This window comes from Ureibacillus thermosphaericus, from assembly GCF_002370195.2.
Classification (GTDB): Bacteria; Bacillota; Bacilli; order Bacillales_A; family Planococcaceae; genus Ureibacillus; species Ureibacillus thermosphaericus.
Genome location: NZ_AP018335.1, coordinates 2,022,596 through 2,048,728, shown reverse-complemented (window position 1 = coordinate 2,048,728; position 26,133 = coordinate 2,022,596). Strand labels below are relative to the sequence as shown.

Sequence of the window (26,133 nt, the reverse complement as noted above, 5' to 3'; positions counted from 1 at the left end):
AACGACTTGTTAGGCAGCCATTTTTACATTGCAAAGGGCACAAAACTTACCCACTTTTATACTCAGTTATTATTTCTCTCCATCATTTGCTTCCAGACGGATCCTTTTGCTTCTTCGCCTTGCTCGATTCGTGCAATAGCCATCTTTACTTGGAGTTTCACCTCAAATTCCGGATCATTTTCCGCATCCCTTAATGCAGGAAGACTCCGTTCCGTTCCAGATTCATATAAAAACATAGCTGCACGCCAGCGGACAAGTTTATTTTTATCTTTTAACGCTTCCATCATGGCCGGTTCAAATTCTACAAATCCAAGATCGCTCATGCAATCTCCTGCAGTGCGGCGAACCGCGGCGCTTTTATCTTTCAATGCACGAACAAGAAGCGGCACAACTGCCTTATCTTCAATCATGCCTAAATACACTGTTGCGAGTCTCCGAATGGACATCTGTTCATCTTCCAAAGCTTTTTCCAATAATGGAAGATCATCCAAATCCGGATCCGGAATTTGATCTAGCATTTGGAAACGTTCCTTCCAATCCTCCACCTCAAACTCTTCCACCGTAATTTTCTTTCTTTTTACGGTTTCTTGTTTTTTTGCATTTGCTGCTTCCACTATGCGGGCAATCCGTTCATCTGGATATGTTGCTTCAATTTCTTTTAAGACGCTTTGCGCAATTTCTTCTTTATCTCCATAGCGAATGCCAAAATCTGCCCACTTACGTTCGAAAATATAGTTTTCGTCTGTCTTGTCAACTTTAATTTGATGAAACGCATTCACAAACCGCTCACCAGTTGAAATCCGATGTTCACCGGAAGAATCAAACACTTTAATTTGAAGCGGCAATCCTCTAAACATTTGAACGTGGACAAAAACTTCTCCATAATGATCCACAGCTTGTTCCTTTTGTTCCACCTCTTCTGTTTGATCACCAAGCGCATTGCGAACTTGGGATAAAATCGTTTCCCATTGATATTTTGCATTCCGCTCAACCGCTAAAAAATCTAATACGCGATAAACACCCTTAACGCCTTCAATTTTCAAGATTTCTTGGATTTCACTTGGCGCTTCTTCTATATTTTCTTTCGTATAATTAAAGCTTTTGCCAAAAGGCAACTCCTCATCCACTACCACTTTCATTGAATTGGGACTCGGTGTTGGCTCAATCGTTACTATTTTCAATATTCTTCCCTCCATTTAATTTCCGTTCACAATTCCATCTAAATACGTCCATCTTTCAATCAATCGTTCATATTCAGCATTTAGTTCGTTTAATTTATCTGTATATTCCTGTAGTTTCACATAATCCGATCCACAGCCTGCCATTAGTTCTTCCGTTTCCGCTATTGCCTCTTCCACTTGTGCAATTGTTTCTTCAATTGTTTCCCACTCTTTTTGTTCTTTATAAGTTAATTTTTTCTTTTCATTTTTTGGCTTCTCTTGCTTTGGTTTTTCTTGTTTTTCTGCTTTTATCTCCAGCTTTTCAGCTTCGGATTTCTTCGCTAAATATTCTGTGTATAAATCCAAGCTTTCCTCTACATTCCCTTTTCCATCTAAAATCCATAACTTTTTCACAATTCGATCTAAGAAGAAACGGTCGTGGGAAATGGTAATCACAACACCTGGGAAATGTTCAATAAAATCTTCCAATACTCCAAGTGTTTCAATATCTAAATCATTTGTCGGCTCGTCCAATAACAATACATTTGGCTGTTCCATCAATAATCTTAATAAATGCAGTCGTTTCCGCTCACCGCCTGATAACTTCCCAATCGGTGTACCGTGTGTATGTAATGGGAATAAAAATCTTTCCAACATTTGGGCAGCTGAATAACGAAACCCTTCCGAGTCGGTAATGTCGTTCGAAGCCTCGCGAATATATTCAATCATTCGCTGATTTTCATTCATTTTTGGAAGCATTTGATGAAAATGGGCTATCTTAACGGTAGGTCCAACAATGACTTCTCCTGCATCTGGCTGAATTTCCCCTGCCAATATCTTTAATAAAGTCGATTTTCCATATCCGTTAGCACCAACAATGCCGATGCGATCCCCTTGTTGAATCAGAAAATTAAAGTCTTTTAATATCGTTCGCTCCCCAAACGATTTGGATAAATGGACGCCTTCTAAAACCTTTTTCCCTAATCGGGTAGTCGATAGCGACAGTTCAAGTTTTGCTTCTTCTTTATGCCGTTCAATTTGCTTGTCTAATTCTTCAAAGCGCTGAATTCTTGCTTTTTGTTTCGTCGTTCTTGCTTTCGCACCGCGGCGTATCCATTTCAACTCATTGCGGTAACGATTGCGTAATTTTTCTTGCGTTGCCTGTCTATTTTCTTCCCGAATTGCTCGCGCTTCTAAGAAATCCGCATAGTTGCCGTTATGGCGATAAAGGGTTTGATCCGCGAGTTCATAAATATGAGTGGCAATTTCATCTAAAAAATAGCGATCATGGGTGATAAAAATAACGGCTCCTTTTAAGCGAAGTATCATTTCTTGCAGCCATTCCGTTGATTCTGCATCAAGATGGTTCGTCGGCTCATCCAATAAATAAAGATCCGCCGGTTCAATTAAAACCTTCGCTAAAGCCACACGCTTTTGCTGCCCACCTGATAAATTCGAAACATGCTCATCAAACAAATTAATGCCCAGTTTCGTTAAAGCTTGTTTTGCGAGAGCATTAACATCCCAAGCTTTTTCAGCGTCCATTCGCTGCTGCAGTTGGAATAATTGGTTTTGAAACGCTTCTGATTCAGGCTGAATGGCGAGTTTTGATACGACTTCTTCATACTCTCTATTTAATTGCAAAATGGGAGAGTTTCCTGAAAAGACAGCTTGCAGAACGGTAAGTCCTTCTTCAAATACAGGTTTTTGCGGCAAGTAGGCAATTCGATATTTGTTTGGATGGTCCATTTCGATGGAATCGGCTTCTTGTTCGCCAGCTAAAATGGAAAGTAAAGTTGACTTCCCAGTACCATTAATTCCGATCAGACCTGCCCGCTCTCCTTCATAAATGGTAAATTCAACGTTTTTAAATAGTGTTTTATCTCCAACAGTTTTTGTTAAATTCGAAACAATTAAATGACTCATCGTATTCCATCTCTTTCAATATAAACTTCTATTCATTCTATCATTTATTATATAGAAATTTTTATCTCCTTGCATTCTTCAGTATCTTATCAAACTGTTCCACACTGGAAGATTTATTTTCTTCTATTTTTATTTAATCTTCGCTCTCAAAATTATTTTTTAAAATAATATTATACTTATAATGCCTGAATACAGATTTATTGTAAAATTTGGATAAGCTTTGGATAATTATCGACAAAATCTAAAACAATTCATGTCTGTTTTGTGAATTTTACACTATAGCCATAGTGAAAACGATGTTAAATTTCTTATTTTGATATAGAATTAACTCAAAGTGAATTGAAAGGAAATCGAAAATCGATTTTCTATTAGAACGTTGAAAGGAGTACATCCATATGAAACGAACTCTGCTGTTATCTCTCCCAATGCTTCTTGTCTTCCTCGCAGGTTGTGAACCTTTATTGGTGTTAGACCCAAAAGGACCTCAAGCAGCACGTCAAGCAAGTGACATTATGATTTCCATCGGGATTATGGCATTTATTGTAATCGTTGTCATGGTTTTATTAGTTTACATGCTTGTTAAATATAGAGCTTCGAAACTACCGGAAGATTACGAACCTCCTCACATTGAGGGTAGTCCTTTGATTGAAGGACTCTTTATTGGTATTCCAATCATTATTGTGGCCGTTCTTTCGTTTATTTCAGTGAAAAGTAACTACATTGTAGAAGCAACTCCACAAGGTTATGAAGATCAAGAACCATTAATCATTTACGCTTCATCTTCCAACTGGAAATGGCACTTTAGTTACCCTGAACAAGATATTGAAACGGTGAACTACTTATATATACCAACGAATCGACCAATTGAGTTTAAACTTTATTCTTACGGACCTATTACAAGTTTCTGGATTCCACAATTAGGTGGTCAAAAATATGCGATGGCTGACATGGTGACAACACTTCATTTAGCTGCGGATACACCAGGAGAATATATGGGACGTAACGCTAACTTCAGTGGTAAAGGTTTTGCTGAAAATACATTCACTGTAACAGCCATGAATCAAGCAAAATTTGACGAATGGGTGGAAGAAGTTCATGCCAATGCTGAACCATTAACTGAAGAAACTTTTAATAAATTATTAGAACCTGGTCATCTTGGAAGAATGACGTTTACCGGAACACACCTTGGATTCAATCCACCTCCAGAACATGACCACGGTGCAGATGAAGGAACGGAGCTTGAACATACAGAGCACGAAATGCATGCTGAGCATTCACACGAATAAACGTAAATCTAGTAATTTACGTAATAAACTTTGAGAGGAGAAAAATCCATGGAATTTTTTGAACGATTTGCTGTGCCGCATCCAAGCCCAGCAATCTATGCATCTATGGTAGCGATTGTTGTTGTCTCCCTAGCCATTGTCGTTGGTTTAACATATTTTAAAAAATGGGGGTACCTGTGGCGAGAATGGCTTACGACTGTGGACCATAAAAAAATCGGGATTATGTATTTAATCTCCGCAATTTTGATGTTGTTCCGTGGTGGAGCTGACGCGATTATGATGCGTGCACAGCTCTCCATGCCGGAAAATCAATTATTGGATGCGCAACATTATAATGAAATTTTTACAACGCACGGTGTAGTCATGATCATCTTTATGGCAATGCCTTTCATCTTTGCCTTCATGAACATCGTCGTTCCATTGCAAATTGGAGCTCGTGACGTTGCCTTTCCAAGACTTAACGCTATCAGCTTTTGGCTTTTCTTCTTTGGCGCGATGTTATTTAATATTTCGTTCGTTGTCGGTGGTTCACCAGATGCAGGATGGACGTCTTACTTCCCACTTGCTGGAACGGAATTTAGTGAATCTGTCGGAACGAACTATTATATGATTGCTATTCAGATTTCGGGTATTGGATCCTTAATGACTGGTATCAACATGATTACTACGATCTTAAAAATGCGTGCTCCAGGAATGTCGCTGATGAAAATGCCAATGTTTACATGGGCTACATTTATGGCTTGTGTCATTATCATCTTTGCGTTCCCAGTATTAACAATTGCGTTATTAATGGGTACAACAGACCGCTTATTTGCGACAAACTTCTTTACTTCTACAAATGGCGGTATGGACATGCTTTGGGCAAACTTCTTCTGGGTCTGGGGACACCCGGAAGTATATATCTTAATCTTACCAGCCTTTGGTCTTTACAGTGAGATTATTTCTACTTTTTCTGGACGAAACCTTTACGGATATAAATCAATGGTAGGATCAATGGTGATTATCTCCCTGCTTTCATTCCTAGTTTGGACGCACCACTTCTTTACGATGGGTCAAGGTGCTTTAACAAACAGTATCTTCTCCATTTCAACAATGGCCATTGCGGTGCCTACTGGAGTGAAAATCTTTAACTGGCTGCTTACGATGTGGAAAGGGAAAATTCGCTTTACTGTTCCAATGCTGTACTCAGTAGGATTCATTCCACTATTTACAATCGGTGGGGTTACTGGGGTTATGCTTGCGATGTCAGCAGCGGACTATCAATATCACAATACAATGTTCTTAGTCGCTCACTTCCATAATACAATCATACCTGGTGTCGTATTTGCGATGTTAGCTGGCTTACATTACTACTGGCCAAAAATGTTCGGCTTTATGTTAAATGAACGCATTGGTAAATGGGCTTTCTGGTTCTTATCAATCGGATTCGTCCTTGCCTTCTTCCCAATGTACATTACAGGTTTAGACGGACAAGCACGCCGTATGTATACGTATTCAGAAGCGACAGGTTTCGGTCCTTTAAACTTTGTTGCATTCATCGGTGCAGGTTTAATGACAATTGCCTTCTGCATTATCGTCTATAACATTTTATATAGTATTAAAAATTCTCCAAGAAATGTTGGGGATGACCCATGGAACGCTCGTACATTGGAGTGGGCAACGCACAACCCAGTACCAGAATACAACTTCGCACGCACTCCACATGTAGCATCGAGTGAAGCATTATGGGATGTGAAGAAAAATGGACATGAATTATTTAAAGGTGACATTGAAAAAATCCACATGCCAAATAATAGTGGTGTCCCATTTATTATGGGTGTGATTTTCTTTATCGCTGGATTCTCCTTCGTATTTGCATTGTGGGTTCCTGCAGTCATCGCGCTAATCGGTATTTTCGCATGTATGGTGCTTCGTTCCTTTGAAAAAGATGATGGACGCTATATTTCAGTGGAAGAAATTAAAGCAACGGAAAGCACATATGGAGGTGCTAATTCATGAAAATCGATCACACGCAGCCTCTTGAATATGGTACACACCAAAACCAATTGAATATTTTAGGTTTCTGGATTTTCCTTGGTGCGGAAATCATGCTGTTTGCAACACTTTTTACAGCCTACTTCATCATGGAACATCGAACAGGAAATGGACCAACTGGACCGGAAATCTTCGAAATTTCACCAGTGCTTATTGAAACGTTTGTATTGCTCACAAGTAGTTTCACCATTGGCCTTGCTGTTCATGCAATGAGAATCGGACGTAAAAAGGCCATGTTAGCATTTTTAGGTATTACCCTATTACTTGGTCTAGGGTTCCTTTCAGTAGAAATCTTTGAATTTATGCATTACTACCATGTTGGTGCAACTTATCAAACAAGCGGATTTACTGCTGCACTCTTGACAACGCTCGGTACCCATGGTGCCCACGTTACCCTCGGATTGTTCTGGGGACTCAGCATCATCATTCAGGTGGCAAAAGACGGCATAAATGCACGAACAGCCAATAAATCCTTTATCTTCTCTCTCTACTGGCATTTCCTAGATGTTGTCTGGATTTTCATTTTCAGCTTCATCTACTTGAAAGGAATGATGTAATATGAAAGAATTATTTCCTGCAAAACAAGTCGGCGGCTATATCTTTTCATTAGTGTTTACGCTTATTGCTCTGCTTGTATATTTTCTGGATTTTACTTTCCCAATAGCAATGTCAATCCTACTTGTCACAGCTTTTGTCCAAGCAACAGTGCAATTAGTGCTATTTATGCACGCAGGTGAAACGGAAGACGGTAAAGCGATTTATACAAATGTGCTTTACGGAATTATTATCGCAGTCGTTACAATAATTGGTTCATTATTGATTTTAATTTGGGATATGTAATGGACATGGAAAAAGCTTGAATCTTGCATTCAAGCTTTTTTATTATTTGACTGAAATTCAAATTGGATTAAATGAAGAAATAGGCCAATGAGTAATAAATAAAAACTCCCTTTCACGATACTAATACCGTACCACATTGATAGATTGGAAACAAAACTAATTCCAAGTAATATCAAACCCAGAATAAAAAGCAACGCAAACAGATTCATAAAATATTTCAACATAGTCCTCTCCCCCTTGCTGTCAACAATCGTGAATACCCTTTTGTATATTTTCCGTTCACAATTTAGACAAATTTTTTCTTAAAAAAATAATACCATACTTTTTATACTTCAAACATAATAATTGTATTTTATGAACTTTTTTTGTTTTATGTTTACACTTTTATTAAAATGACTTTCAATTCATCTTTTTAACTGCTCTCAAACTTTGTTCTCCTTATGCATATTCCTATCCATGACTTTTCGTTTTATTATTCTTACTTTTTTCATTTTTTAAAATATTTTATATTAATTATTTATAAAAAATCATTCTAATTTATATTGACGATTCAAATGAAAGCTGTTATCATTTTTCTAAACTTTTTAATATAACATAAAAACCTTGTATAAATTCAAGAATACGGCTTGAATGTTTCTACCAGCTACCATAAATAGCTTGTCTACAAGGAATGAAAACTTATTATACATAATATTTTTATTCCATTTTGTAGAGAAACTTTGGCCTAATTGTCGCCAAAGTTTTTTTATTGGGGAAATCTATTAGCTGTAAACTTGCTTTCATATATTCTTTGATAAAACTAGGAGAGTACATCATGAGAAACTTTTTTAAATTTACAGAACGAAATACATCCTATAAACAAGAAACATTAGCAGGGATTACGACTTTCTTATCCCTTGCCTATATTTTAATCGTTAATCCGCTTATTTTGAGCCAATCTGGGATGGATCAAGGAGCAGTATTCACTGCAACAGCTCTTACTGCCATCATTGGTACACTACTTATTGGGCTGCTTGCTAACTTTCCCATCGCCATAGCTCCCAGTATGGGATTGAATTCTTTCTTTACTTTTTCCGTATGTATTGGAATGGGGATTGACTGGAAAATTACACTAACTGGGGTTTTTGTTGCGGGCATTATTTTTACGTTATTAAGTTTAATGAAAGTTCGAGAAAAAATTATTACGATTATTCCATCAGATTTAAAATACGCCATCGCTTCCGGAATCGGGTTCTTCATCACGTTTATCGGTTTAAAAAATGGTGGTATTGTTATAAGCAATGAAGACACATTTGTTTCCATTGGAGATTTGACTTCACCGATGACTCTGCTTGCAATAGTTGGACTCACTATCACAATTATTTTATTAGTGCGTGGAATCAATGGCGGCATATTCTATGGAATGTGTATAACAACCATTATAGGTATGATGTGCGGCTTAATTGAAGTTCCTTCATCATTCATTGGAAGTATCCCAAGTATTGAACCAACTTTTGGTGTCGTGTTTAATCACTTAGATGAAATATTTACACCTGAAATGTTGACAGTCATCTTTACCTTTTTAATTGTTGCCTTTTTTGATACGGCTGGTGCTTTAATTGGATTAACAAGCCAAGCTGGCATGGTCAAAGATGGTAAAATCCCGAATATAGGTAAAGGATTGCTTGCTGATTCTCTTGCCGGTGTATTTGGTGCTATTCTAGGAACTTCAACTCCTGCCACAAGTGTTGAATCGTCAGCTGGTATTGCTGTCGGAGGAAGAACGGGCTTTACATCTGTCGTCATTGCAGCGTGTTTCCTAGTTGCGTTGTTTTTCTCACCGCTTGTCAGTGTGATTTCGGCGGAAGTGACATCCGCTGCATTAATTATTGTCGGTGCCTTAATGGCAATGGAAATCCGTAAAATCAATTGGACAAAGTTAGAAATTGTAATTCCATCGTTTTTAACAATAATTATGATGCCACTTACGTCTAGCGTAGTTATTGGTATTGGATTAGGGTTTGTCCTTTATCCCATTTGTTTAATGGCTCAAAAACGTTTTAAAGAAGTTCATCCAATGATGTATTTACTTTGTATTCTATTTATTTTATATTTTGCGTTTTTCATCTAAGAAACACATTGATGAGTGATGTCAAAAGTAATAACCACTACATAGAATAGTCTAAAAAAATGCTGATAGAAACCCTCCTCTGAATGAAAGTGCCTGTGAAATTTTTTACTGCGAAATTTCACAGGCAATTGTATTTTACACGCAATCCCATCATCGACACTTTATCTATTATATTAAGAGTATTTTCGTTGTAGTCCTTCATGCTGATTACAATGAAAAACGGCTTTCAAAAGAACTTCTACACCATTTATTTTAAAAATATCAAAACCTTACATTTAGAGAGGCACTTCTAAATGTAAGGTTTTCATTATTACGCTTTTAATTTCAATGGCAAAAATGCATAATTTTCATGTGTAATAATGTCCAACGGTTGAACTTGAAGAGGGGCTGAAAATATTGGACCATCGATCACCGTTGTATGGAACTCGCCCCCTTCGCCGCAAGGATCAATAGATCTTTGCTGAAGCTCGTCCAAGAAGTCTCTAGTCAAGATTCTTCCTAAGTCTTCTATACGCATACCGAGTGATAAATTCACGGTTGTCACCATAGCTATAAAGCCTAAATCAATAAATTCTTCAACTAGCGAACGATGATTTTTAAGGTAAAGGGGCATGCTTAATGTGATCCCTACTTTATTTGTGACATCTGCGTGCCATGTTCCCTCATATGCTACGTCCACGTCTCCAGTCACGAGGACTTCCGCACCTTTTTTCTTCGCCTCTTGTAATAGCTCAATGAAATGTTGTTCATATGTTGTCCAGCTTGCTCCCCGTGAATAAATGGGATAACCAATAGCTTGAGCTTGCGCAGTTAAAAATTCAGGAGTCAGTCTGTGCGAGTGGGAATGTTCTTCTGTTTCATCCAGCATTGCAATTAGTCCAAGTGGTTCTGCTACTTGCTTCGCTTTATATAAAGCAAGCATACTATCCTTTCCCCCGCTAAAGGATGCGATAAATTTTTTATTTTTTACTCTTTCCAGCCAATCATTCACTATCGTTTCAGCCTTTCAATATATGTTTTTTCTTATTTATTATAAACCCTTTATAGACTCAGTGCTTCGAAAAACAAAAAAACGAATTAAAGTGTAAAATAGCTCTACTTCTATAGTTACAATTTGCTATATAGAAACAAACAGTTTGAATTCGAAACTGGCTGTATATAGAGCATTAATTTTAAATATGACTCCCTTTTATTTTTGATTCATCATTTTTTCATAAGCTGTTTAAACAATACCTCTTTAAATGCTTGATCATGTTCAATTTTAAAGGCTCTTTCAAAACTTTCCTCCGCATGTTTTTTCATATAACTTTTTGTGAATCGTAAAGTCTCAGCAGGAGATTCTAAAATTTGTTTAGCTATTTCAATACATTTATTTAATACTTGATCACTTTCCACAAGGTAATTAACTAATCCAATTTCATACGCTTTTTTTGCATCAATTATTCTTCCTGTAAAACAAATATCCTTCGCAATTCCTTCTCCAACTATCCAGCGAAGTGGAGTAAAAATAGGAGGAGCTCCAAATTTTATTTCGGGATGTGCAAAAGTTGCATCAACTGAACAGATCCCTTATTTTGTTAAATTTATAACTCCTAATGTTTTTTTAATGTTGAAAAAAAGAGGAATTATGTTCAACTATTGGAACATAATTTCCTCTTATTGATTTATAACCACGATTTTTTCTTGTATTCATCAACTTTTTAGTAATGATTGATACATCTCTTCTAATGAAATTACACGTCCTTTATTATCTTTATATACAACATGTTCAGGTTTGAAATGGATTGGCGATTCAAGACCACAAGCAGCCGCTATACGGAAAAGTCCTTCCCTTAAGGTAATGACATAATTAGCCGTACGATATTTCTTTTCATCAACGACAAGAGCTTTTTGCAAATCAGCGTCTGTCGTTGCAACTCCAACAGGACAAGCATTTGAATGGCATTTTAATGCTTGGATGCATCCTACCGTAATCATAAATCCACGTGCGATGTTGACAAGGTCCGCTCCCATGGCTAAGGCAATCGCAATCCGATCTGCAGAGAACAGTTTGCCGGAAGCGATGATTTTCACCTGATTCCGTACACCGTAATTGATTAATGCACTGTGAACTAATGGCAAGGCGGATTTAATTGGCAATCCGACACTATCTGCTAACTCTTGGAAGGATGCACCTGTTCCACCTTCCCCACCATCAACCGTAATGAAATCGGGACCTTTTCCAGTCTCTTTTATCGCTTTTGCTAAAGCTTCTGATTCATCGGGGCTTCCAATAACTACCTTCATGCCAACGGGTTTTCCTGTTTTTTCTCGAATTTGTTCCATAAATTCAAATAATGAAGGGAAATCATTAAACTCTTTAAATCGGTTCGGACTATCGATTGCTTTAAACGGCTCCACCATACGAATTCTTGCAATTTCCTCTGTCACCTTTTCAGCGTCGATATGGCCACCGCGTGTTTTCGCACCTTGAGCTAATTTAATTTCGAATGCCTTAATCTGTGGAATCTGACTTTTTTCCAATAATGCATCCCAATTAAAATTTCCTTCTTTATCTCGCACACCAAACAAACCAGGGCCGATTTGCATAATAATATCGACATTACCTTTTAGATGATATTCCGAAAGCCCTCCTTCCCCAGTGTTCATCCATGTCCCTTTCGCTAATCCTAACCCCTCTGATAAGGCAGTAATGGCATGATCTCCTAAGGAACCATAACTCATAGCAGACATGCCGATTTGCCCTTTCACAATAAACGGATGTTTCGTTTTTTCTCCAATGACAATTGCATCTTCATCATGTAATAAAAATGCCTTTGAAACATGATCTTCAAATATTTCCTTTCTTTGGCCAAATAAAGGCTCTTTCACTAAGAGGTATCTTTTTGTCTTTATTTTTTCATCGTCCATTTTTAATTCTTCTGTTAACTTAGGAAACATGGAGTTGCGAATATAAAAACCGGGTTTTTCAAAATCTCGAAGTGAACCAAAACCAATTACATCCCGTTTATATTTTGCCGATTTGACAATAGTTTGATATTCGATACGTGAAAATGGCTTCCCCTCAGTATCATTGTTAAATAAATATTGGCGCAATTCAGGACCAATCGTTTCAAATAAATAACGGGCTCTCCCAATTAGTGGATAATTGCGAAGTACAGGATGTTGCTTTTGCGTCCGGTCAATAAAATATAGATATAATCCAATCACGACAAGAATGAATAAAAGGAAGCCTATTAGTACCGAACCAATTACAATCAGCACATCTGCAAGATTCAATATGGATACCTCCAAACAATATTAATTGAAAAAATCCCTATAGTTTAGATTTCTCAATCATATGGAAACTATTCAATTTTAGTTGCGAGAATTCCGATGATGTATTTTCTTCATTTCTGTCAGAAAGAATTTAGACTAAAAATCTGCTGCTTCTAGAATCTGATCCGCCAATAAAATCTATACATTAAACATTTGGAAAATATATCTTGATTTTACAAATTACTTAATAAATCGTTCCCTCAAATATTTAAATAATAGCCAAAACTTTGCTTTTAATAGTCAAACTCCGTAAGATAATAGTCAAAATAACACACTTAATAGCCAAGCAGCTCAAAATCGCCCCTATAAAATCCGATAATAGTCAATTGCTAGCACATATTAGTCAAAATCCAAAAGATAACAGTCAAAGTAACTTACTTAATAGCCAAGCAGCTCAAAATCGACCCTATAAAATCCGATAATAGTCAATTGCTAGCACATATTAGTCAAAATCCGTAAGATAATAGTCAAAGTAACATACTTAATAGCCAAGCAGCTCAAAATCGACCCTATAAAATCCGATAATAGTCAATTGCTAGCACATATTAGTCAAAATCCGTAAGATAATAGTCAAAGTAACATACTTAATAGCCAAGCAGCTCAAAATCGACCCTATAAAATCCGATAATAGTCAATTGCTAACACATATTAGTCAAAATCCGTAAGATAATAGTCAAAGTAATGCTCTTAATAGCCAAACAAATAAAACCGTCCTTACTACAAAATCATGCAAAGTCAAACTATGAAAGATATAGCCAACCTTTACAATATTTCATCTCCAAAATTAAAGGGCAGTCTAAACAAAATTCTAGACTGCCACGAAAAACAACCTATCCAAATAAACTCCCCACTGCAGTAATAGAAGTCGCTAAATCTTTTCGATAGTTCGAATCCTTTTCATTTAAACTATTGATGCTTACCTCATTTCCTCCAAGCGAGGAGTGAACATACAGTCCATTCCCCATATACATGGCGATGTGTCCAGGGAAATAAAGCAAGTCGCCTTTTTGTATTTTTTCAAAGGGTATTTCCTTGATTGGGAAACCTTCTACAATTTGTGCATCTCGGTAAATATAAACACCATTCAACATGTATGCCATAGAACATAATCCAGAACAATCAATTCCCAGCGGCGATTTTCCTCCCCAACGATAAGGCGCCTTTAAATAGCTCAATGCAGTTTGAACAACATTTTCTCGAAACGCTTCCTCAGAATCCAATTCTACAATTCTTTCACGTATCCAATAAGAGCGACTATAACCAATCTCGCCATTCACCAATTTTACTTTAACCCATTCTGGATTCAAACTCGAATCTTCCACTAATGAAATAGAAGATCCCTTCACTAATGTAGCGATTTTCGCGCTTTGAATTTTTGGTTCCGCTAAAATATCTGCGAAGTTTTGAATGATGACATGTTTTGCTTCTTTATCCCATTGCCCAGCTTTTCCTTCATTGATGAGCAATTTTTCTTTTAAACAATACCCCTTATATCGATAGGCGGTTTGAACATGTACCCAAGTGCCACAATCTTCGAGTATCTCAACAACCATGCCATATAATACTTCGTCAACACATTCAGAAGTAGAATACGGGTGTTTATGTAGGGGTACAATCATATCACTTGCAACTGCTTTCATAGGGTATCCCCCCTATTCGAAATAGTCATATACGATTTTGGAAATGCGGCCGATGAATCGCTTTCCGAATTCAAAATCATTTAATTCCGTTAGAAAAACTCCGATCAAATAGTCCATAGTTGGATGATAGACAATTCCTGCATCATGACAAACCGTATCCAAACTGCCTGTTTTATGGGCAATCCGGACGTCCGCTATATATCTCTTTAAGCGTTCATAGTCTCTTTGCTTGCACAAAATATCAATTGCTATTTTATTAAATTCGTCTATTAATAATTGTTGTTGATAAATCAATGAAAATAAATGTGCCATATCTCTCGCAGTCGTCACATTATCGTACCCAAGATTTATTTTTTCAAAATCCATCATTTTGCGTTCCAGGTTTGTATGAGCCAAACCGATTTTCTTAAAATAATGGTTCAACTTTTCAAAACCAAGTAAATCAATGAGTTCATTTGTTGCAGAATTATCGCTCGTAATAATCATCCATAATAGCAACTCATAGATGGTACAGGATGTTAAGTCTTGCTCCGTGATTACACTAAAATCCACTTTATTTTCTGGTGAAATTTCTACTACATCTGTTAAAGAAAATTGATTTTCTTGTACATAATGCAATACAGCTAATAAAATGGGAACTTTTATAATACTCGCACTTGGAAAGACTTCATCCATCTTTTCAGCAATCAGGTATTGATCCGTTTTCAAATCTTTCACAACAAGATGCACCTTACAATCTGCTTCATCTAGCAAGGTTCGGATTTGCTCCATCCTAATCGCCACCTACCCCATTACTTTTATCATTCTCAATTCGGTATTAAATGAAATCTTCTTGCCTAATGGCAGCGTCATCGTAGGCAGCACATGACCACATGTAATGTCCATTAAGATCGGTTTACCTGTCGGAACTAATATTTCTTCAAATATAGTGTGCAATCGTAAACTTTGTTCAGGCTTATCTGGATTTTGTGGACCACAATTTGTCCAAGCTCCCAGCAAAATGCCCGCAGCATCATCCAGTTTACCTGCAAGTTTTAATTGTGTAAGCATTCGATCAACACTTCGCTCATATTCATCGATATCTTCTAAAAATAATATTTTTCCTTTCGTATCAATTTCATAAGGAGTGCCCAATGATGAAGCCACCAATGTCAAATTGCCGCCAACCAATTCACCAGTCGCTTCACCTGGTACTAATACTTTCACGGGATTCCCAGGTGCATTTTCTAAAAAATAATCCGTGCGTTCTGTATCCATGACGCTTGTCAAAAACGAATTCCACGTATAATCGTCCATTTCATCTTTAATGAATTCCGTAGATGGCATAGGCGAATGGAATGTAACAAAATGACATAATTGGTTGAATACAATATGAAGCGCTGTGACGTCACTATACCCAGCAAAAACTTTTGGGTTTTCTTTAATCATCTCTAAATCCAACAATGGCAAAATTCTTTGGGCACCATATCCTCCGCGAATGCAAAAAATCCCATCAATTTCAGGATTGCGGAACATTTCATTGATTTCTTGTGCCCGTAAGTCATCTTTTCCAGCTAAATATCCATGCCTTTCTTTGCAAGTTTCGCCTACAACGACGTTAAAGCCAAGGTCTTCAATTGCTTTGATGGCTCTAGGCAACACTTCAGATGGAGTTGGACTGGACGCACTAACCAACCCAATCGTATCACCCTTTTTTAACGATTTTGGTATTCTCACATGCTAACCCCCATTCTTCTCGTTTCACGGTAACGGGCAATTTCTTCTTCGTTTGCCAATACAAAATGTCCCTTTTCTATTTCAATAAAAGAAGGCGGCATTGTTTCATAGTTATGCTGAGTAGGGTCATAGATTTCCACCTTTTTACTACGTTCTTTATACGGATTTGGTTCAGGCACAGCTGATATTAATGCACGGGTATAAGGGTGAATGGGATTGGAAAACAATTTTTCTGTTTCTGCCAATTCCACAATATTCCCCTTATAAATCACTGCCGTTCGATCTGTGAAAAAGCGAACAATGGATAAATCATGGGCAATGAATAAATAAGTTAAATTATTTTGTTGTTGTAGGTGTTTCATTAAATTCAATACTTGCGCACGGATGGAAACATCTAAAGCTGAGATTGGTTCATCTGCAATAATAAACTCTGGTTCCATCACTAAAGCACGAGCAATTCCAATTCGTTGACGCTGACCACCTGAGAATTCATGAGGAAACCTTGAGGCAAATTCCGGTAAAAGGCCGACTTGTAGCAAAGCATTTCTTATTTTCTCTTGTCGTTCTTTTTCACTGGAATAATTTTTAGTATTTATTAAGCCTTCACTAATGATATAGTCCACTTTTGCCCGTTCATTTAAAGAAGCCATTGGATCTTGGAAAATCATTTGAATTTTTTGTGTGATTTCACGATCCCAATCACGAGGGATTTTTCCATTGATTTTCCTTCCTTTAAATAATATCTCCCCACTTGTAACTTCATTAATGCGCATAATCGCACGGCCAATCGTTGTTTTTCCTGAACCAGATTCTCCTACTAATCCAAATGTCTCTCCTTTATAAATTTGAAAGCTGACATCTTTGATGGCTTCAAACTTTTTCTTACCTTTTCCAAAGGTCACATTTAAATTTTTCACTTCAAGTATTACTTCGCGATTAGCCATTTGCTTATTGTCTCCCTTCTTCAAAAAATTTTTTCAACACTTCGGGAGGCTCTACTTTTGGGGCATTGGGATGAAGCAGCCACGTTTTGGCATAATGGGTATCACTGACTTTAAAGTATGGAGGGCGTTCTACAAAATCAATTTTCAATGCATATGGATTACGTGGCGCAAATGCATCTCCTTTAATTTCATTAAATAAATTCGGCGGCGTCCCTTTTATGGAATAAAGTTCTTTCCCTTTTTCACCTAATTGTGGTAGTGATGAAATTAATGCCCAAGTATAAGGATGTTTTGCATTGAAAAAGATTTCATCCGTTTTCCCAAATTCAATAATGTCACCTGCATACATCACCGCAACGCGATCCGCTACTTTTGCTACAACCCCTAGGTCATGGGTAATATAAATCGTTGTCAATTGATATTTTTCTTGGAGATTTTTCAACAACTGCAAAATTTGCGCTTGAATCGTTACGTCAAGAGCTGTTGTTGGTTCATCACAAATTAATATTTTTGGATTACATGCAATCGCGATGGCAATCACAATCCGTTGACGCATACCACCTGAAAACTCATGAGGATATTGTTTGTAACGTTTTTCCGCATCTTTTATTCCAACATCCCGAATTATTTGAAGAACTTTTTCGTAGGCTGATTTTCCCTTTAGTCCTTGATGCAAAATGACCGCTTCCTCAATTTGCTTCCCAATCGTTTTTAACGGATTAAGAGAAGTCATAGGGTCTTGCGTCACCATCGCAATTTCTTTCCCTCGAATTTTCAACCAATCATTTTCCGTTTTAAATTGCGCTAAGTCATAATCTTCATACAAAATTTTCCCTTGATCAATATAACCGTTTTTATCCAATAGCCCTATGATCGATTTCATTAATACAGATTTTCCAGAACCTGATTCTCCTACGATGGCTAAACTTTCACCTTTATATAAATCTAAAGATATATCACGAATAGCCGTCAGTTCTCGTCCACGCAATGTAAACTTTATGACTAGATTTTCAATGGACAAGATTTTGTTCTTCTCATTTACCATTTGAATGCCTCCTATACGTGATTTTTCGGATCAGCCGCATCAGCGAATGAGTTACCTATAATATAGAAAGAAATCGTAATCACACTTAATACGATACTTGGGAATAGTAGCTGATATCTTAAATCTGGAGACATCATTAATACTCGACCTTCGTTAATTAAGTTGCCTAATGATGGCTCACTTACAGGCAACCCTAAACCGATATACGTTAAAAATACTTCTGCTCCAATTGCATAAGGAACAGCTAAACTCATTCGCAACATAATGATTGAAATTAAATATGGTAACAAGTTTTTTAAAATAATACGATAACTTGGCGTTCCTAACGTTCTTGATGCCAAGTTATATTCACGGTCACGCAAGATGACAATTTGGTTGCGAATAAATCTTGCCATCTCAACCCAGCCAGTTATACACATTGCCACAATAATCGTAGTGATATTTGGTCGTAATATTAAAGACATTAAGATCAATACAATCGTCGTTGGTATATTTTCAATCACGTTATAAGCATGAGTGAGAGGTGCTTCTAATTTCCTTGAATACCCCCACAGAGCACCGATGGTAATCCCAATAATCGCCTCAACAATAGCTACGACCACACCAATAAATAACGATGTTCTTGTTCCTGCCCATATGCGAGACCATAAATCTTGTCCAATGGAGTTTGTACCAAACCAGAATTCCTCGTTTGGTGGGACATTGCGGGCTTGGTAGCCAGTTTCAGGATCCAGGTAGATTTCCGTTGGCGATTTTTGGTTAGGTAAATATGGCTGAATCAGAACAAATAAAACAATCGCAATAACTAAAATCAATAAACTTACTGCTACTTTATTTTTTAAAAAAGACTTCCAAGTAGAGCGCCAATAAGAATAATTCGAATAGCCGATTTTTTCTGCATTGTTTTCATCTGCTACCGCAAATTCAAATAATTGTTTACTAGATTTGTCCGTAATATTGCGTATTTCTTCAGAATATAAGCCCATCAGCTAACACTCTCCCCTTTGCCGAATTTGATGCGAGGATCAACAAGGGCCATTGCTACATCTCCTAAAAATAATCCAATGATCCCTAAAGATGAGAAGAGTAATACAAGAGCTTGAACGACTGGATTATCTTGACGCTGGATGGCGTCAACGAGCAACCCGCCCATTCCCGGTATGGAATATAAAGATTCAATATAAATGGAGCCAGTGATAGTTAGCAAGATGGTTGCTGGCAAATACTGAGCCAATGGAATAAAAGCATTTCGCATAACATGTCTAAACATGATGGTGCGTTCTTTTACACCTTTAGCCCGCGCTAGTTTAATATAATCTTTGTTTAATTCATCGACCATATAACGTCGCATCCACATGGCATAAGAAGCGATTGGCCCTAAAGACAGTGAAATTAATGGCAACACCCAAGTAATGGGCTTGTTTTCATTAAACAACATAGGTAAATTCAAGAAGTCCGTTATATATACTTGAATGAGCAAGTAATAGACCATGGAAGGAACTGCCACAATGAACACAATATAGCCCGTCCCAAGCCGATCTAACCATCTTCCTTTAAATTGAGCCATGAAAATTCCTAATGGAACGCCCACGCTAATGGATAAGGCAACAGCTGCGACTCCAAATGCAAATGAATACACGATTTTATCTGCAATAATATCAATAACGGGTACATCCGTACGATATGTAATGGATTTGCCCAAATCGCCACGCAATAAATCTAAATAAAAGTTTCCTAGCTGAACGAGGATTGGATCACGCAATCCTAAATTCGTTAAATAGACTTCTTGTTGTTCGGGTGTCATTTTATCAGCAGCGGCACCTAAATAACCTTCTTCAGGCAATAAGCGTAATAAAAAAAACACGACTGTAATAATGACAAATAGTGTAACCACTGACTGTAACAGCCGTTTTACGATATATCCTAGCATGAGAACCCCCCTTGTTTACCTAAATAAGAGAAGAAAGGAGATGTAAGTTAGCCATCTCCTTCTTCAAAGATCGACTATGAATCTTTTCATTAATTGAATAAATTCATAGTGAATTATTGACTTGCTTTAGCTAGCGCTTCAGCACGCTCTTTCTCCCATTGCGCTTTCGCTTCTTTAAATTCTTCGTTGTTCATCGGTTTGTCTAGCAATTTTTGCCCTTTAAATTTCTCCATTGTTACCCCAAATGGTGAATATTGTGCATCAAATGGATTTAATTTAGATGCTACGTATCCAGTGCCACCTACTTTGTAAGGAACAACGAATGCTTCTTCGATTAAGAAAGCTTCTGCCTCGGCAAACAATTCATAGCGTTCTGCAAAATCAATTGCTGCTTTCGCTTTGTTTACCATATTTTCATAAATCGGTTGACCATTCGTATCAGTATATCCTTCAGCTAATTCTGGTTTGTTATATGTTCCACCTATTGTAAATGGATCTGTATAAGTGGATGGATCTGCATAGTCTGGACCCCAGTTCACTTCCATAAATGCAAACTTTCCTGGTCGCCGAACTTCTCCAAGGAATCCCGTTGAAGGGCCAGCATAAACAATAATGTCAATATAATCTTTGCCTAACAAATTTTCCATTTGTTGTTCAATAACTTGAGAGCGGTTTGCCCAGTCAGGCATTCCAGAGTTATATGGCATTAATACTTTAACAGGGAAAGTCGCTTTACCTTGAAGTTCTGCCATCGCTTTTTCTTTATATTCAAGCGCTAAGTCAGGGTTAAATGAATCATTATTTGTAAACTTCGCTAATGGTTCTAATTGTGTATAGTCAACACCATCTATATCAACAAAGTTTTTAGGCGTAATCGTATTGTTTAATAATGATTCAGGATTATATGGTTCGTCCGTCAACATAGCAGAAACTCGGTCAAGCGCATGGAATAATGATTTACGGAAGTTTTTGTTGTTTACTGCAATCTTCCAGTTTTCCGGTTCATATTCTGCATCAAATTGTGGATTAAAGTTTAATGCATAGAAATATGAATAGAAGTTGCTTCTACTTTGACGAATTAATTCTTTTTTCTCTGAATCTTTGAACCAATCATCTAAAATGGCAGTTGGAATTGCCGCTTCGTCCACTTCTCCACGTAAGAATAATTCTGGTGCAACAGTAGCTGCTTCTTTGTTATACTTATATTCAATTTTGTCAATTAACACATTTTCATGATCCCAATAAGTCGGATTTTTCGTTAATACACGTTTATTTTGAGGTTCAAACTCAGTTAAAATATAAGAACCATTGTATAAAAGGTTTTCTTTTGATGTACCAAAGCTGTCTCCCTTTTCAGCTAAAAACTCGCCATATACCGGGAAGAAACATACATAGTTCAACATGGAAAGAAAGTAAGGCGTTGGTCCCTCCAATGTATATTCAAGGGTATATTCATCTAAAGCTTTTACCCCAACTTGAGAAAAATCTGTAATTTCTCCTTCATAGAATGCATTGCCGTTCTTCACAACAGTTGCAATCCATGCAGTTGATGATTCATTTTTTGCATCGAGCACATAATGTAATCCATCTACAAAGTCTTTTGCTGTTACTTCAGCTACTTCATTACCTTCATGGTCTACCCATTTCACACCTTTTCGAAGTCTAAATGTCCATACTGAAGCATCTTCATTTGTTTCCCAAGATTCAGCTAAACCTGGTTGAACAATGCCGTATTTGTCATATTCAATTAATCCATCTACTAAGTTTGCAGCAACTGCAAATTCATTAGTTTCAGATGTTTTTAAATAGTTGAGCGTTTTTACTTCTCCGGAATATACTGTGCGAAATACAGATTCATCTTTTGTTTCTTCATCATCGCTACAAGCTGTTAGCATCATAACGATACAAGCGAGCAAAAACAGTAAATACTTTTTCATAGAACCCCCCATTTTTTCTCTAACTTTCTATTGAAAATCCTAACCCAGGATCCTCCGACATTCTAATCCATTGGCTTTCGAATGTTGGACCACCTGAAATAGGATCTTTCAAACATAGGCTTGGCCCATCTAAATCAACGAGCGTAATGTTCTTTTGTGACGCAGCAAAATGAGCCGCAGCGCTTACGCTAATTTTTGTTTCCAACATGCAACCAATCATGCATGCAATTCCATTCGCTTCTGCAATATGGGAAATTTTTTGTGCCTGATAAATACCACCCGTTTTCATCAGTTTAATATTGATACAATCACAAGCACGCATTTGAATAACCTTAAGTGCATCTTTTGCTGAAAAAACGCTTTCATCTGCTAAAATATTTGTTTCTGTATGAGCTGTTACATAGTGCATGCCTTCCAAATCAGCATAGTGAACAGGCTGTTCGACTAATTCGATGTTGACATTTGCATCCTCCAATTTACGAATTATTCTGACAGCTTGTTTTGGAGACCAGCCTTGGTTGGCGTCTACACGAATTTGAATGTCAGGTCCCACAGCGTTTCGGATAGCGATAACTCTTTCCGCATCACTTTCAGGATCTTTCCCAACTTTCACTTTTAAAATTTGATAACCACGTTTCACTGCTTTCAAGCTGTCATTGACCATCGTTTGTGCATCATTAGCACTAATGGTGATATCCGTTACAAGCTCTTTACGATAACCACCCAACACTTTGTATAAAGGAGCATTATAACGCTTTGCAAACAAATCATAAATAGCCATATCTACTGCGGCTTTTGCACTTGTATTTTTATATATGCATTGATCAAGGCGTTCCATAATGAACGCAATTTCTTCGATTTCCAATCCGATTATTGCAGGTTTTATGTAACGCTCAATTGCGTTTACAATTGATTTTCTCGTTTCACCAGTAATGACAGCCGTTGGAGCTGCTTCCCCAATCCCAATTTCTCCCTCATCTGTATAAACGTAAACACCAATATTTTGAATATTTTCGACTGTTCGAAGTGCCGTTTTAAAAGGTGTAATAAGGGGCGCTGCAACTTCGAAACACTTGATGTCTGTAATTTTCATGTTGGCTCACCTTGATTCATTTAAGTTAAAAACTGCAATATTCGTAAAACGTCAAAATAGTTATCTGTTTCATATTCCACTGTATTATGAGGCTTAAATTTTGCTCCAGGATAAAAAGAATTTCGATATGCACGTGTATGATCTCTGTAAATAATTTCGACATTGAATTGCTTTGGAAGCTCTATTTTAATTGAATCTCTATCAACCTTCATCGCTTCTTCTACCAATCTCTTTGTTTCGCTAATTGCTAATTTAGGGCTAATACTTACAGTAGCCCCACCAATTCCCTCCTTGATAGGAAGCGTAACAATATTTTCGTTAACAGCCTTGATTTCCTCTGTCAGTCCAACATCTCCACTGACAAATGCAACAGGAACTCCATGTAGTGCTGCCGCATAAGCATTAATTAAAAATTCACTTGCATATTCACCGTTGATTTTCACATCGGCATTCACGACCAATGTGTGGGCCAATGGATTTCGATGGCTTCCACCTTTACTGTGATAACCGATGAAAATGGCGCGATCAAAACTTTCATCTAATCCAGCAACCATACACATTGGATCCCCTGTCCAGCCACGAATTATTTTCACATTTACTGGTAAGTTTGAAATATCAATATTCCTTGCAGAGTCATGGGCATCTTTTAATACGATTTCAGTTGCTCCACCCGCTATTGCTCCTTCGATTGCGGCTTCAACTTCTTTTGTCATTTGCTTTTGAAAAGGGGCATAATCCGGTGTATTTTTTTCCGTCTCAATCCAAGTTGTTGAGCCAGCAACTCCTTCTAAATCTGCACTAATATAAACTTTCATATAAACTGAAACTCCTTTACATCATTGTTTTCTAGTTCTGCTAATACTGGGCCATAAGGGACGACTTGTTCATTTACTCTCCTTGCCCAAGAGATATTTCCGAAATCATAATGCCACCATTCATCAGCGTAATTTGTAAAGCCGACATGGATTAAACTGTTATATAATATTCTTCTATTTTGAAGTGCTGTAACATTTTCTTCTGGATGATCTTCAAAATATCTCGTTGCTGATTTTTCGTTCATTTCATCAAACTTTGTGCCTAAGTCTAGTTCGTTTCCATTCGCATCGCCTAAAGTTAAATCAATCGCTCCCCCTGTAATATGGGGGGAAGTACGTGTTGGCTCAATGCTTGGATACGCAACATATTTTAAAGTGATTTGAAAAATTTCCTCTTCCGTCAGCTCAGGATGCTGCATTTTCGTTTTTTCTAAAAACAGATTGAATAGAGATTGCTGAACCTGAAATGGACGAAATCCATCGAATAGAATGAAACTATACTGACGAGGCAATATTTCTATAGCTTTCTTGATTCGTAGATAAACTCCCTTACGTAAATAGATTGATTGAATACTAGATGGAATGATTAGTTCATAATAAATAGGTCTGATGTATAATCGGTTCGGTACTTGTTGCACTTTAATAAGTGGTTCCTGAACTTCAAGTATTTGTGGATTCCATTTTTGTGATGGAATTTTAAGATCTTTAATGGGTGAAAGTAGAAAATCCTGTATGAAAATCACCTCAAATAATCGTTAATACTATTAAATTTTCATAATGAATTACCATATGACAGAATGTTTTGATAATTCTGTATTCAAACGAAATATATCATACTTTCCTTGTTTTTTTCTAGTTCCTTTTTGGTTAATTATTATAAATAAGTATATATAGTATTCATTGATATCATTTTATTATTAGTTCGCTATTTTTATAAAACTTAGGGTTTGAATAATAAATGCATTTTGCAAGCACGTGTATTCTTTGCTTCCTCTACGGAAAATAGGACCAATTCATTTTATTTACCAATTAAATGAATGAACGACATGTCCATTTCTTCCAGTTGTTGTAACAGCTTGGGATAAGGAATTTAAAATTGCTTCTTCCGTTGTTTCTGCAGCAGCAATAAATAATTGATTCATGATTGGATGATCTTCTCGTAGTTGGATTCTAGATTCAGTAATATAATCAGTGGAATGTGGAATTTTGTGAGCAGTCGTAAAACCAATTACAATATCACCACTGCCGTGAGAATAATGGCTTCCTGTTCTAGCTAGTCCAATTCCACAACGTTTAATTACGCGCAATAATTGCCGGCTGCTTAACGGTGCATCTGTTGCTAGTATAATGATGATTGAACCATCTGTCGGTTTAAGAGTGGAATCCTCTTGACGTTGGTTTCTTATATATTGCTCACGTCGAAACTCAACACTTTCTCCAAAATTACTCAACACTAAACATCCAACTGCATAGGATTGGTTCTCAGCCGTTACAATTCGAGATGACGAACCAATTCCTCCTTTATAACCAAAGCAGATCATTCCTTTTCCTGCTCCAACAGCTCCTTCCTCCACTACTTTATCAGATGCATTTTGAATCGCTTCAATGGCATGTTCAGGTGTGACAGGACATGCACGGATAGAATTTAAATAACTATCATTACACTCTCCTACAACAATATTAATGGTTCCTGTTGAGATACCAATCTCAGGATTTTGTTCTAACATATATTCTAAAGTGCCTTGAGTGACAGCTGGAACGCCAAACGTATTGGTTAACATAATCGGTGATTCGATGACACCTAATTCATTGATTTGTACAAGGCCTGTTGTTTTTCCAAATCCATTCAGGACATAGCTAGCTGCAGTTACCTTTTCTTTAAATAAATTACCGCCATGCGGTAATATGGCAGTTACACCTGTACATGCATATGTACCTTGATCATCTATTGGATAATCCAGCGTCACATGACCCACCTTTACCCCTTCCACATCGGTTATGCAGTTTTTTTCTCCTACTGGCAATCTTCCAATGGTGATTCCAAATTCTCGAATCTTTTTCCTCATATTCCAACCCCCATCGATTTTTATAATGTATTTTAATAGAATTGATAGGTTTGGAAAAGATTAGAAGAAACAAAAAGCACATGAGCTGGATTTAAAATCAAACAGATCGTTGAAATAATATATTTTAAAAATATGAAAAATTTGAAGGAAATAGAACCAACTTCTCTTTATTTTTCTCATTTTTGCAAACATTTTCATATCTATTTAGCGTCATAATCTATATTTATAATTAAATTAAACATATTTTGCTAGAAAAGATGTTGATTCAATCTG

General features: G+C 37.0%; 22 protein-coding genes and 1 riboswitch. Of the genes, 5 read left to right on the top strand and 17 right to left on the bottom strand.

Annotated features, from left to right (window positions below):
* Positions 1–62: 62 nt before the first annotated feature.
* Both UtA1_RS09845 and UtA1_RS09840 read right to left on the bottom strand, forming a co-directional pair.
* On the bottom strand, positions 63–1,181 hold the full coding sequence (locus UtA1_RS09845) for a conserved virulence factor C family protein (RefSeq protein WP_096550880.1): 1,119 nt from the start codon (positions 1,179–1,181) through the stop codon (positions 63–65).
* Between the two features lie 15 nt (positions 1,182–1,196).
* Positions 1,197–3,086, bottom strand: a complete 1,890-nt coding sequence (locus UtA1_RS09840; RefSeq protein ID WP_096550879.1) for an ABC-F family ATP-binding cassette domain-containing protein — start codon at positions 3,084–3,086, stop codon at positions 1,197–1,199.
* 395 nt (positions 3,087–3,481) lie between these two features.
* On the opposite strand from UtA1_RS09840, the gene qoxA reads away from it, so the two are divergent.
* The 5 genes from qoxA (at position 3,482) to UtA1_RS09815 (ending at position 9,356) form a co-directional block, all read left to right on the top strand.
* The gene (qoxA, locus tag UtA1_RS09835) at positions 3,482–4,372 is read left to right on the top strand and encodes a cytochrome aa3 quinol oxidase subunit II (protein WP_016839141.1); all 891 of its coding nucleotides are present in this window, start codon (positions 3,482–3,484) and stop codon (positions 4,370–4,372) included.
* Between the two features lie 48 nt (positions 4,373–4,420).
* Positions 4,421–6,370, top strand: coding sequence for a cytochrome aa3 quinol oxidase subunit I (qoxB, locus tag UtA1_RS09830; RefSeq protein ID WP_096550878.1), 1,950 nt, complete (start codon positions 4,421–4,423; stop codon positions 6,368–6,370).
* Entirely contained in the window at positions 6,367–6,963 is a 597-nt protein-coding gene (gene qoxC, locus UtA1_RS09825; RefSeq protein ID WP_096550877.1) for a cytochrome aa3 quinol oxidase subunit III, read from the top strand. Before qoxB ends, qoxC begins: the two co-directional genes overlap by 4 nt.
* Before the next feature lies 1 nt (position 6,964).
* Positions 6,965–7,246: a cytochrome aa3 quinol oxidase subunit IV gene (gene qoxD / locus UtA1_RS09820; RefSeq protein WP_096550876.1), complete on the top strand. Its 282-nt coding sequence runs from the start codon at positions 6,965–6,967 to the stop codon at positions 7,244–7,246.
* A gap of 583 nt (positions 7,247–7,829) precedes the next feature.
* Positions 7,830–7,930, top strand: a riboswitch (purine riboswitch).
* Between the two features lie 130 nt (positions 7,931–8,060).
* Positions 8,061–9,356 (top strand): NCS2 family permease, encoded by a 1,296-nt coding sequence (locus UtA1_RS09815; RefSeq protein ID WP_016839444.1) that lies wholly within the window; start codon positions 8,061–8,063, stop codon positions 9,354–9,356.
* A 310-nt stretch (positions 9,357–9,666) separates the two neighbouring features.
* Here UtA1_RS09815 and UtA1_RS09810 read toward each other — a convergent pair whose 3' ends face one another.
* From UtA1_RS09810 to UtA1_RS09740, 15 genes are all read right to left on the bottom strand, one after another.
* Positions 9,667–10,347 carry a Dph6-related ATP pyrophosphatase gene (locus UtA1_RS09810; protein ID WP_096550874.1) on the bottom strand — a complete coding sequence of 227 codons (681 nt, stop codon included), beginning with the start codon at positions 10,345–10,347 and terminating at the stop codon, positions 9,667–9,669.
* A gap of 212 nt (positions 10,348–10,559) precedes the next feature.
* Complete coding sequence (locus UtA1_RS09805) at positions 10,560–10,865, bottom strand: enoyl-CoA hydratase/isomerase family protein (RefSeq protein WP_232019947.1); 306 nt, start codon at positions 10,863–10,865, stop codon at positions 10,560–10,562.
* 183 nt (positions 10,866–11,048) lie between these two features.
* Positions 11,049–12,635, bottom strand: a complete 1,587-nt coding sequence (locus UtA1_RS09800; protein ID WP_096550873.1) for an FMN-binding glutamate synthase family protein — start codon at positions 12,633–12,635, stop codon at positions 11,049–11,051.
* Between the two features lie 869 nt (positions 12,636–13,504).
* A complete protein-coding gene (locus UtA1_RS09795; protein ID WP_016839439.1) occupies positions 13,505–14,314 on the bottom strand; it encodes a C40 family peptidase in 810 nt (269 codons plus the stop codon).
* Positions 14,315–14,326: 12 nt separating this feature from the next.
* Positions 14,327–15,085 (bottom strand): serine hydrolase, encoded by a 759-nt coding sequence (locus UtA1_RS09790; protein ID WP_096550872.1) that lies wholly within the window; start codon positions 15,083–15,085, stop codon positions 14,327–14,329.
* Positions 15,086–15,097: 12 nt separating this feature from the next.
* A complete protein-coding gene (locus UtA1_RS09785) occupies positions 15,098–16,030 on the bottom strand; it encodes a S66 peptidase family protein (RefSeq protein WP_096550871.1) in 933 nt (310 codons plus the stop codon).
* Positions 16,027–16,974 carry an ATP-binding cassette domain-containing protein gene (locus UtA1_RS09780; RefSeq protein WP_016839436.1) on the bottom strand — a complete coding sequence of 316 codons (948 nt, stop codon included), beginning with the start codon at positions 16,972–16,974 and terminating at the stop codon, positions 16,027–16,029. Before UtA1_RS09780 ends, UtA1_RS09785 begins: the two co-directional genes overlap by 4 nt.
* A 4-nt stretch (positions 16,975–16,978) precedes the next feature.
* On the bottom strand, positions 16,979–18,019 hold the full coding sequence (locus UtA1_RS09775; protein WP_096550870.1) for an ABC transporter ATP-binding protein: 1,041 nt from the start codon (positions 18,017–18,019) through the stop codon (positions 16,979–16,981).
* Positions 18,020–18,030: 11 nt separating this feature from the next.
* Positions 18,031–19,005: an ABC transporter permease gene (locus UtA1_RS09770; protein WP_096550869.1), complete on the bottom strand. Its 975-nt coding sequence runs from the start codon at positions 19,003–19,005 to the stop codon at positions 18,031–18,033.
* A complete protein-coding gene (locus tag UtA1_RS09765; RefSeq protein ID WP_096550868.1) occupies positions 19,005–19,949 on the bottom strand; it encodes an ABC transporter permease in 945 nt (314 codons plus the stop codon). Before UtA1_RS09765 ends, UtA1_RS09770 begins: the two co-directional genes overlap by 1 nt.
* Positions 19,950–20,062: 113 nt before the next feature.
* A complete protein-coding gene (locus UtA1_RS09760; protein ID WP_016839432.1) occupies positions 20,063–21,886 on the bottom strand; it encodes a peptide ABC transporter substrate-binding protein in 1,824 nt (607 codons plus the stop codon).
* Between the two features lie 19 nt (positions 21,887–21,905).
* The gene (locus tag UtA1_RS09755) at positions 21,906–22,979 is read right to left on the bottom strand and encodes a mandelate racemase/muconate lactonizing enzyme family protein (protein ID WP_096550867.1); all 1,074 of its coding nucleotides are present in this window, start codon (positions 22,977–22,979) and stop codon (positions 21,906–21,908) included.
* 20 nt (positions 22,980–22,999) lie between these two features.
* A complete protein-coding gene (locus UtA1_RS09750) occupies positions 23,000–23,794 on the bottom strand; it encodes a M55 family metallopeptidase (RefSeq protein ID WP_016839430.1) in 795 nt (264 codons plus the stop codon).
* Positions 23,791–24,537: a M15 family metallopeptidase gene (locus UtA1_RS09745; protein ID WP_232019827.1), complete on the bottom strand. Its 747-nt coding sequence runs from the start codon at positions 24,535–24,537 to the stop codon at positions 23,791–23,793. The genes UtA1_RS09750 and UtA1_RS09745 overlap by 4 nt, the downstream gene beginning before the upstream one ends.
* A gap of 279 nt (positions 24,538–24,816) precedes the next feature.
* Entirely contained in the window at positions 24,817–25,860 is a 1,044-nt protein-coding gene (locus UtA1_RS09740; RefSeq protein ID WP_096550866.1) for a DmpA family aminopeptidase, read from the bottom strand.
* Between the last annotated feature and the right edge of the window lie 273 nt (positions 25,861–26,133).

Excerpts from the sequence above, each read along its gene's own strand:
- UtA1_RS09840 (WP_096550879.1), bottom strand. The coding sequence starts at position 3,086 with ATGAGTCATTTAATTGTTTCGAATTTAACAAAAACTGTTGGAGATAAA.
- qoxA (WP_016839141.1), top strand. The coding sequence starts at position 3,482 with ATGAAACGAACTCTGCTGTTATCTCTCCCAATGCTTCTTGTCTTCCTC.
- qoxB (WP_096550878.1), top strand. The coding sequence starts at position 4,421 with ATGGAATTTTTTGAACGATTTGCTGTGCCGCATCCAAGCCCAGCAATC.
- qoxC (WP_096550877.1), top strand. The coding sequence starts at position 6,367 with ATGAAAATCGATCACACGCAGCCTCTTGAATATGGTACACACCAAAAC.
- qoxD (WP_096550876.1), top strand. The coding sequence starts at position 6,965 with ATGAAAGAATTATTTCCTGCAAAACAAGTCGGCGGCTATATCTTTTCA.
- UtA1_RS09815 (WP_016839444.1), top strand. The coding sequence starts at position 8,061 with ATGAGAAACTTTTTTAAATTTACAGAACGAAATACATCCTATAAACAA.
- UtA1_RS09795 (WP_016839439.1), bottom strand. The coding sequence starts at position 14,314 with ATGAAAGCAGTTGCAAGTGATATGATTGTACCCCTACATAAACACCCG.
- UtA1_RS09790 (WP_096550872.1), bottom strand. The coding sequence starts at position 15,085 with ATGGAGCAAATCCGAACCTTGCTAGATGAAGCAGATTGTAAGGTGCAT.
- UtA1_RS09780 (WP_016839436.1), bottom strand. The coding sequence starts at position 16,974 with ATGGCTAATCGCGAAGTAATACTTGAAGTGAAAAATTTAAATGTGACC.
- UtA1_RS09775 (WP_096550870.1), bottom strand. The coding sequence starts at position 18,019 with ATGGTAAATGAGAAGAACAAAATCTTGTCCATTGAAAATCTAGTCATA.
- UtA1_RS09770 (WP_096550869.1), bottom strand. The coding sequence starts at position 19,005 with ATGGGCTTATATTCTGAAGAAATACGCAATATTACGGACAAATCTAGT.
- UtA1_RS09765 (WP_096550868.1), bottom strand. The coding sequence starts at position 19,949 with ATGCTAGGATATATCGTAAAACGGCTGTTACAGTCAGTGGTTACACTA.
- UtA1_RS09760 (WP_016839432.1), bottom strand. The coding sequence starts at position 21,886 with ATGAAAAAGTATTTACTGTTTTTGCTCGCTTGTATCGTTATGATGCTA.
- UtA1_RS09755 (WP_096550867.1), bottom strand. The coding sequence starts at position 22,979 with ATGAAAATTACAGACATCAAGTGTTTCGAAGTTGCAGCGCCCCTTATT.
- UtA1_RS09750 (WP_016839430.1), bottom strand. The coding sequence starts at position 23,794 with ATGAAAGTTTATATTAGTGCAGATTTAGAAGGAGTTGCTGGCTCAACA.
- UtA1_RS09740 (WP_096550866.1), bottom strand. The coding sequence starts at position 25,860 with ATGAGGAAAAAGATTCGAGAATTTGGAATCACCATTGGAAGATTGCCA.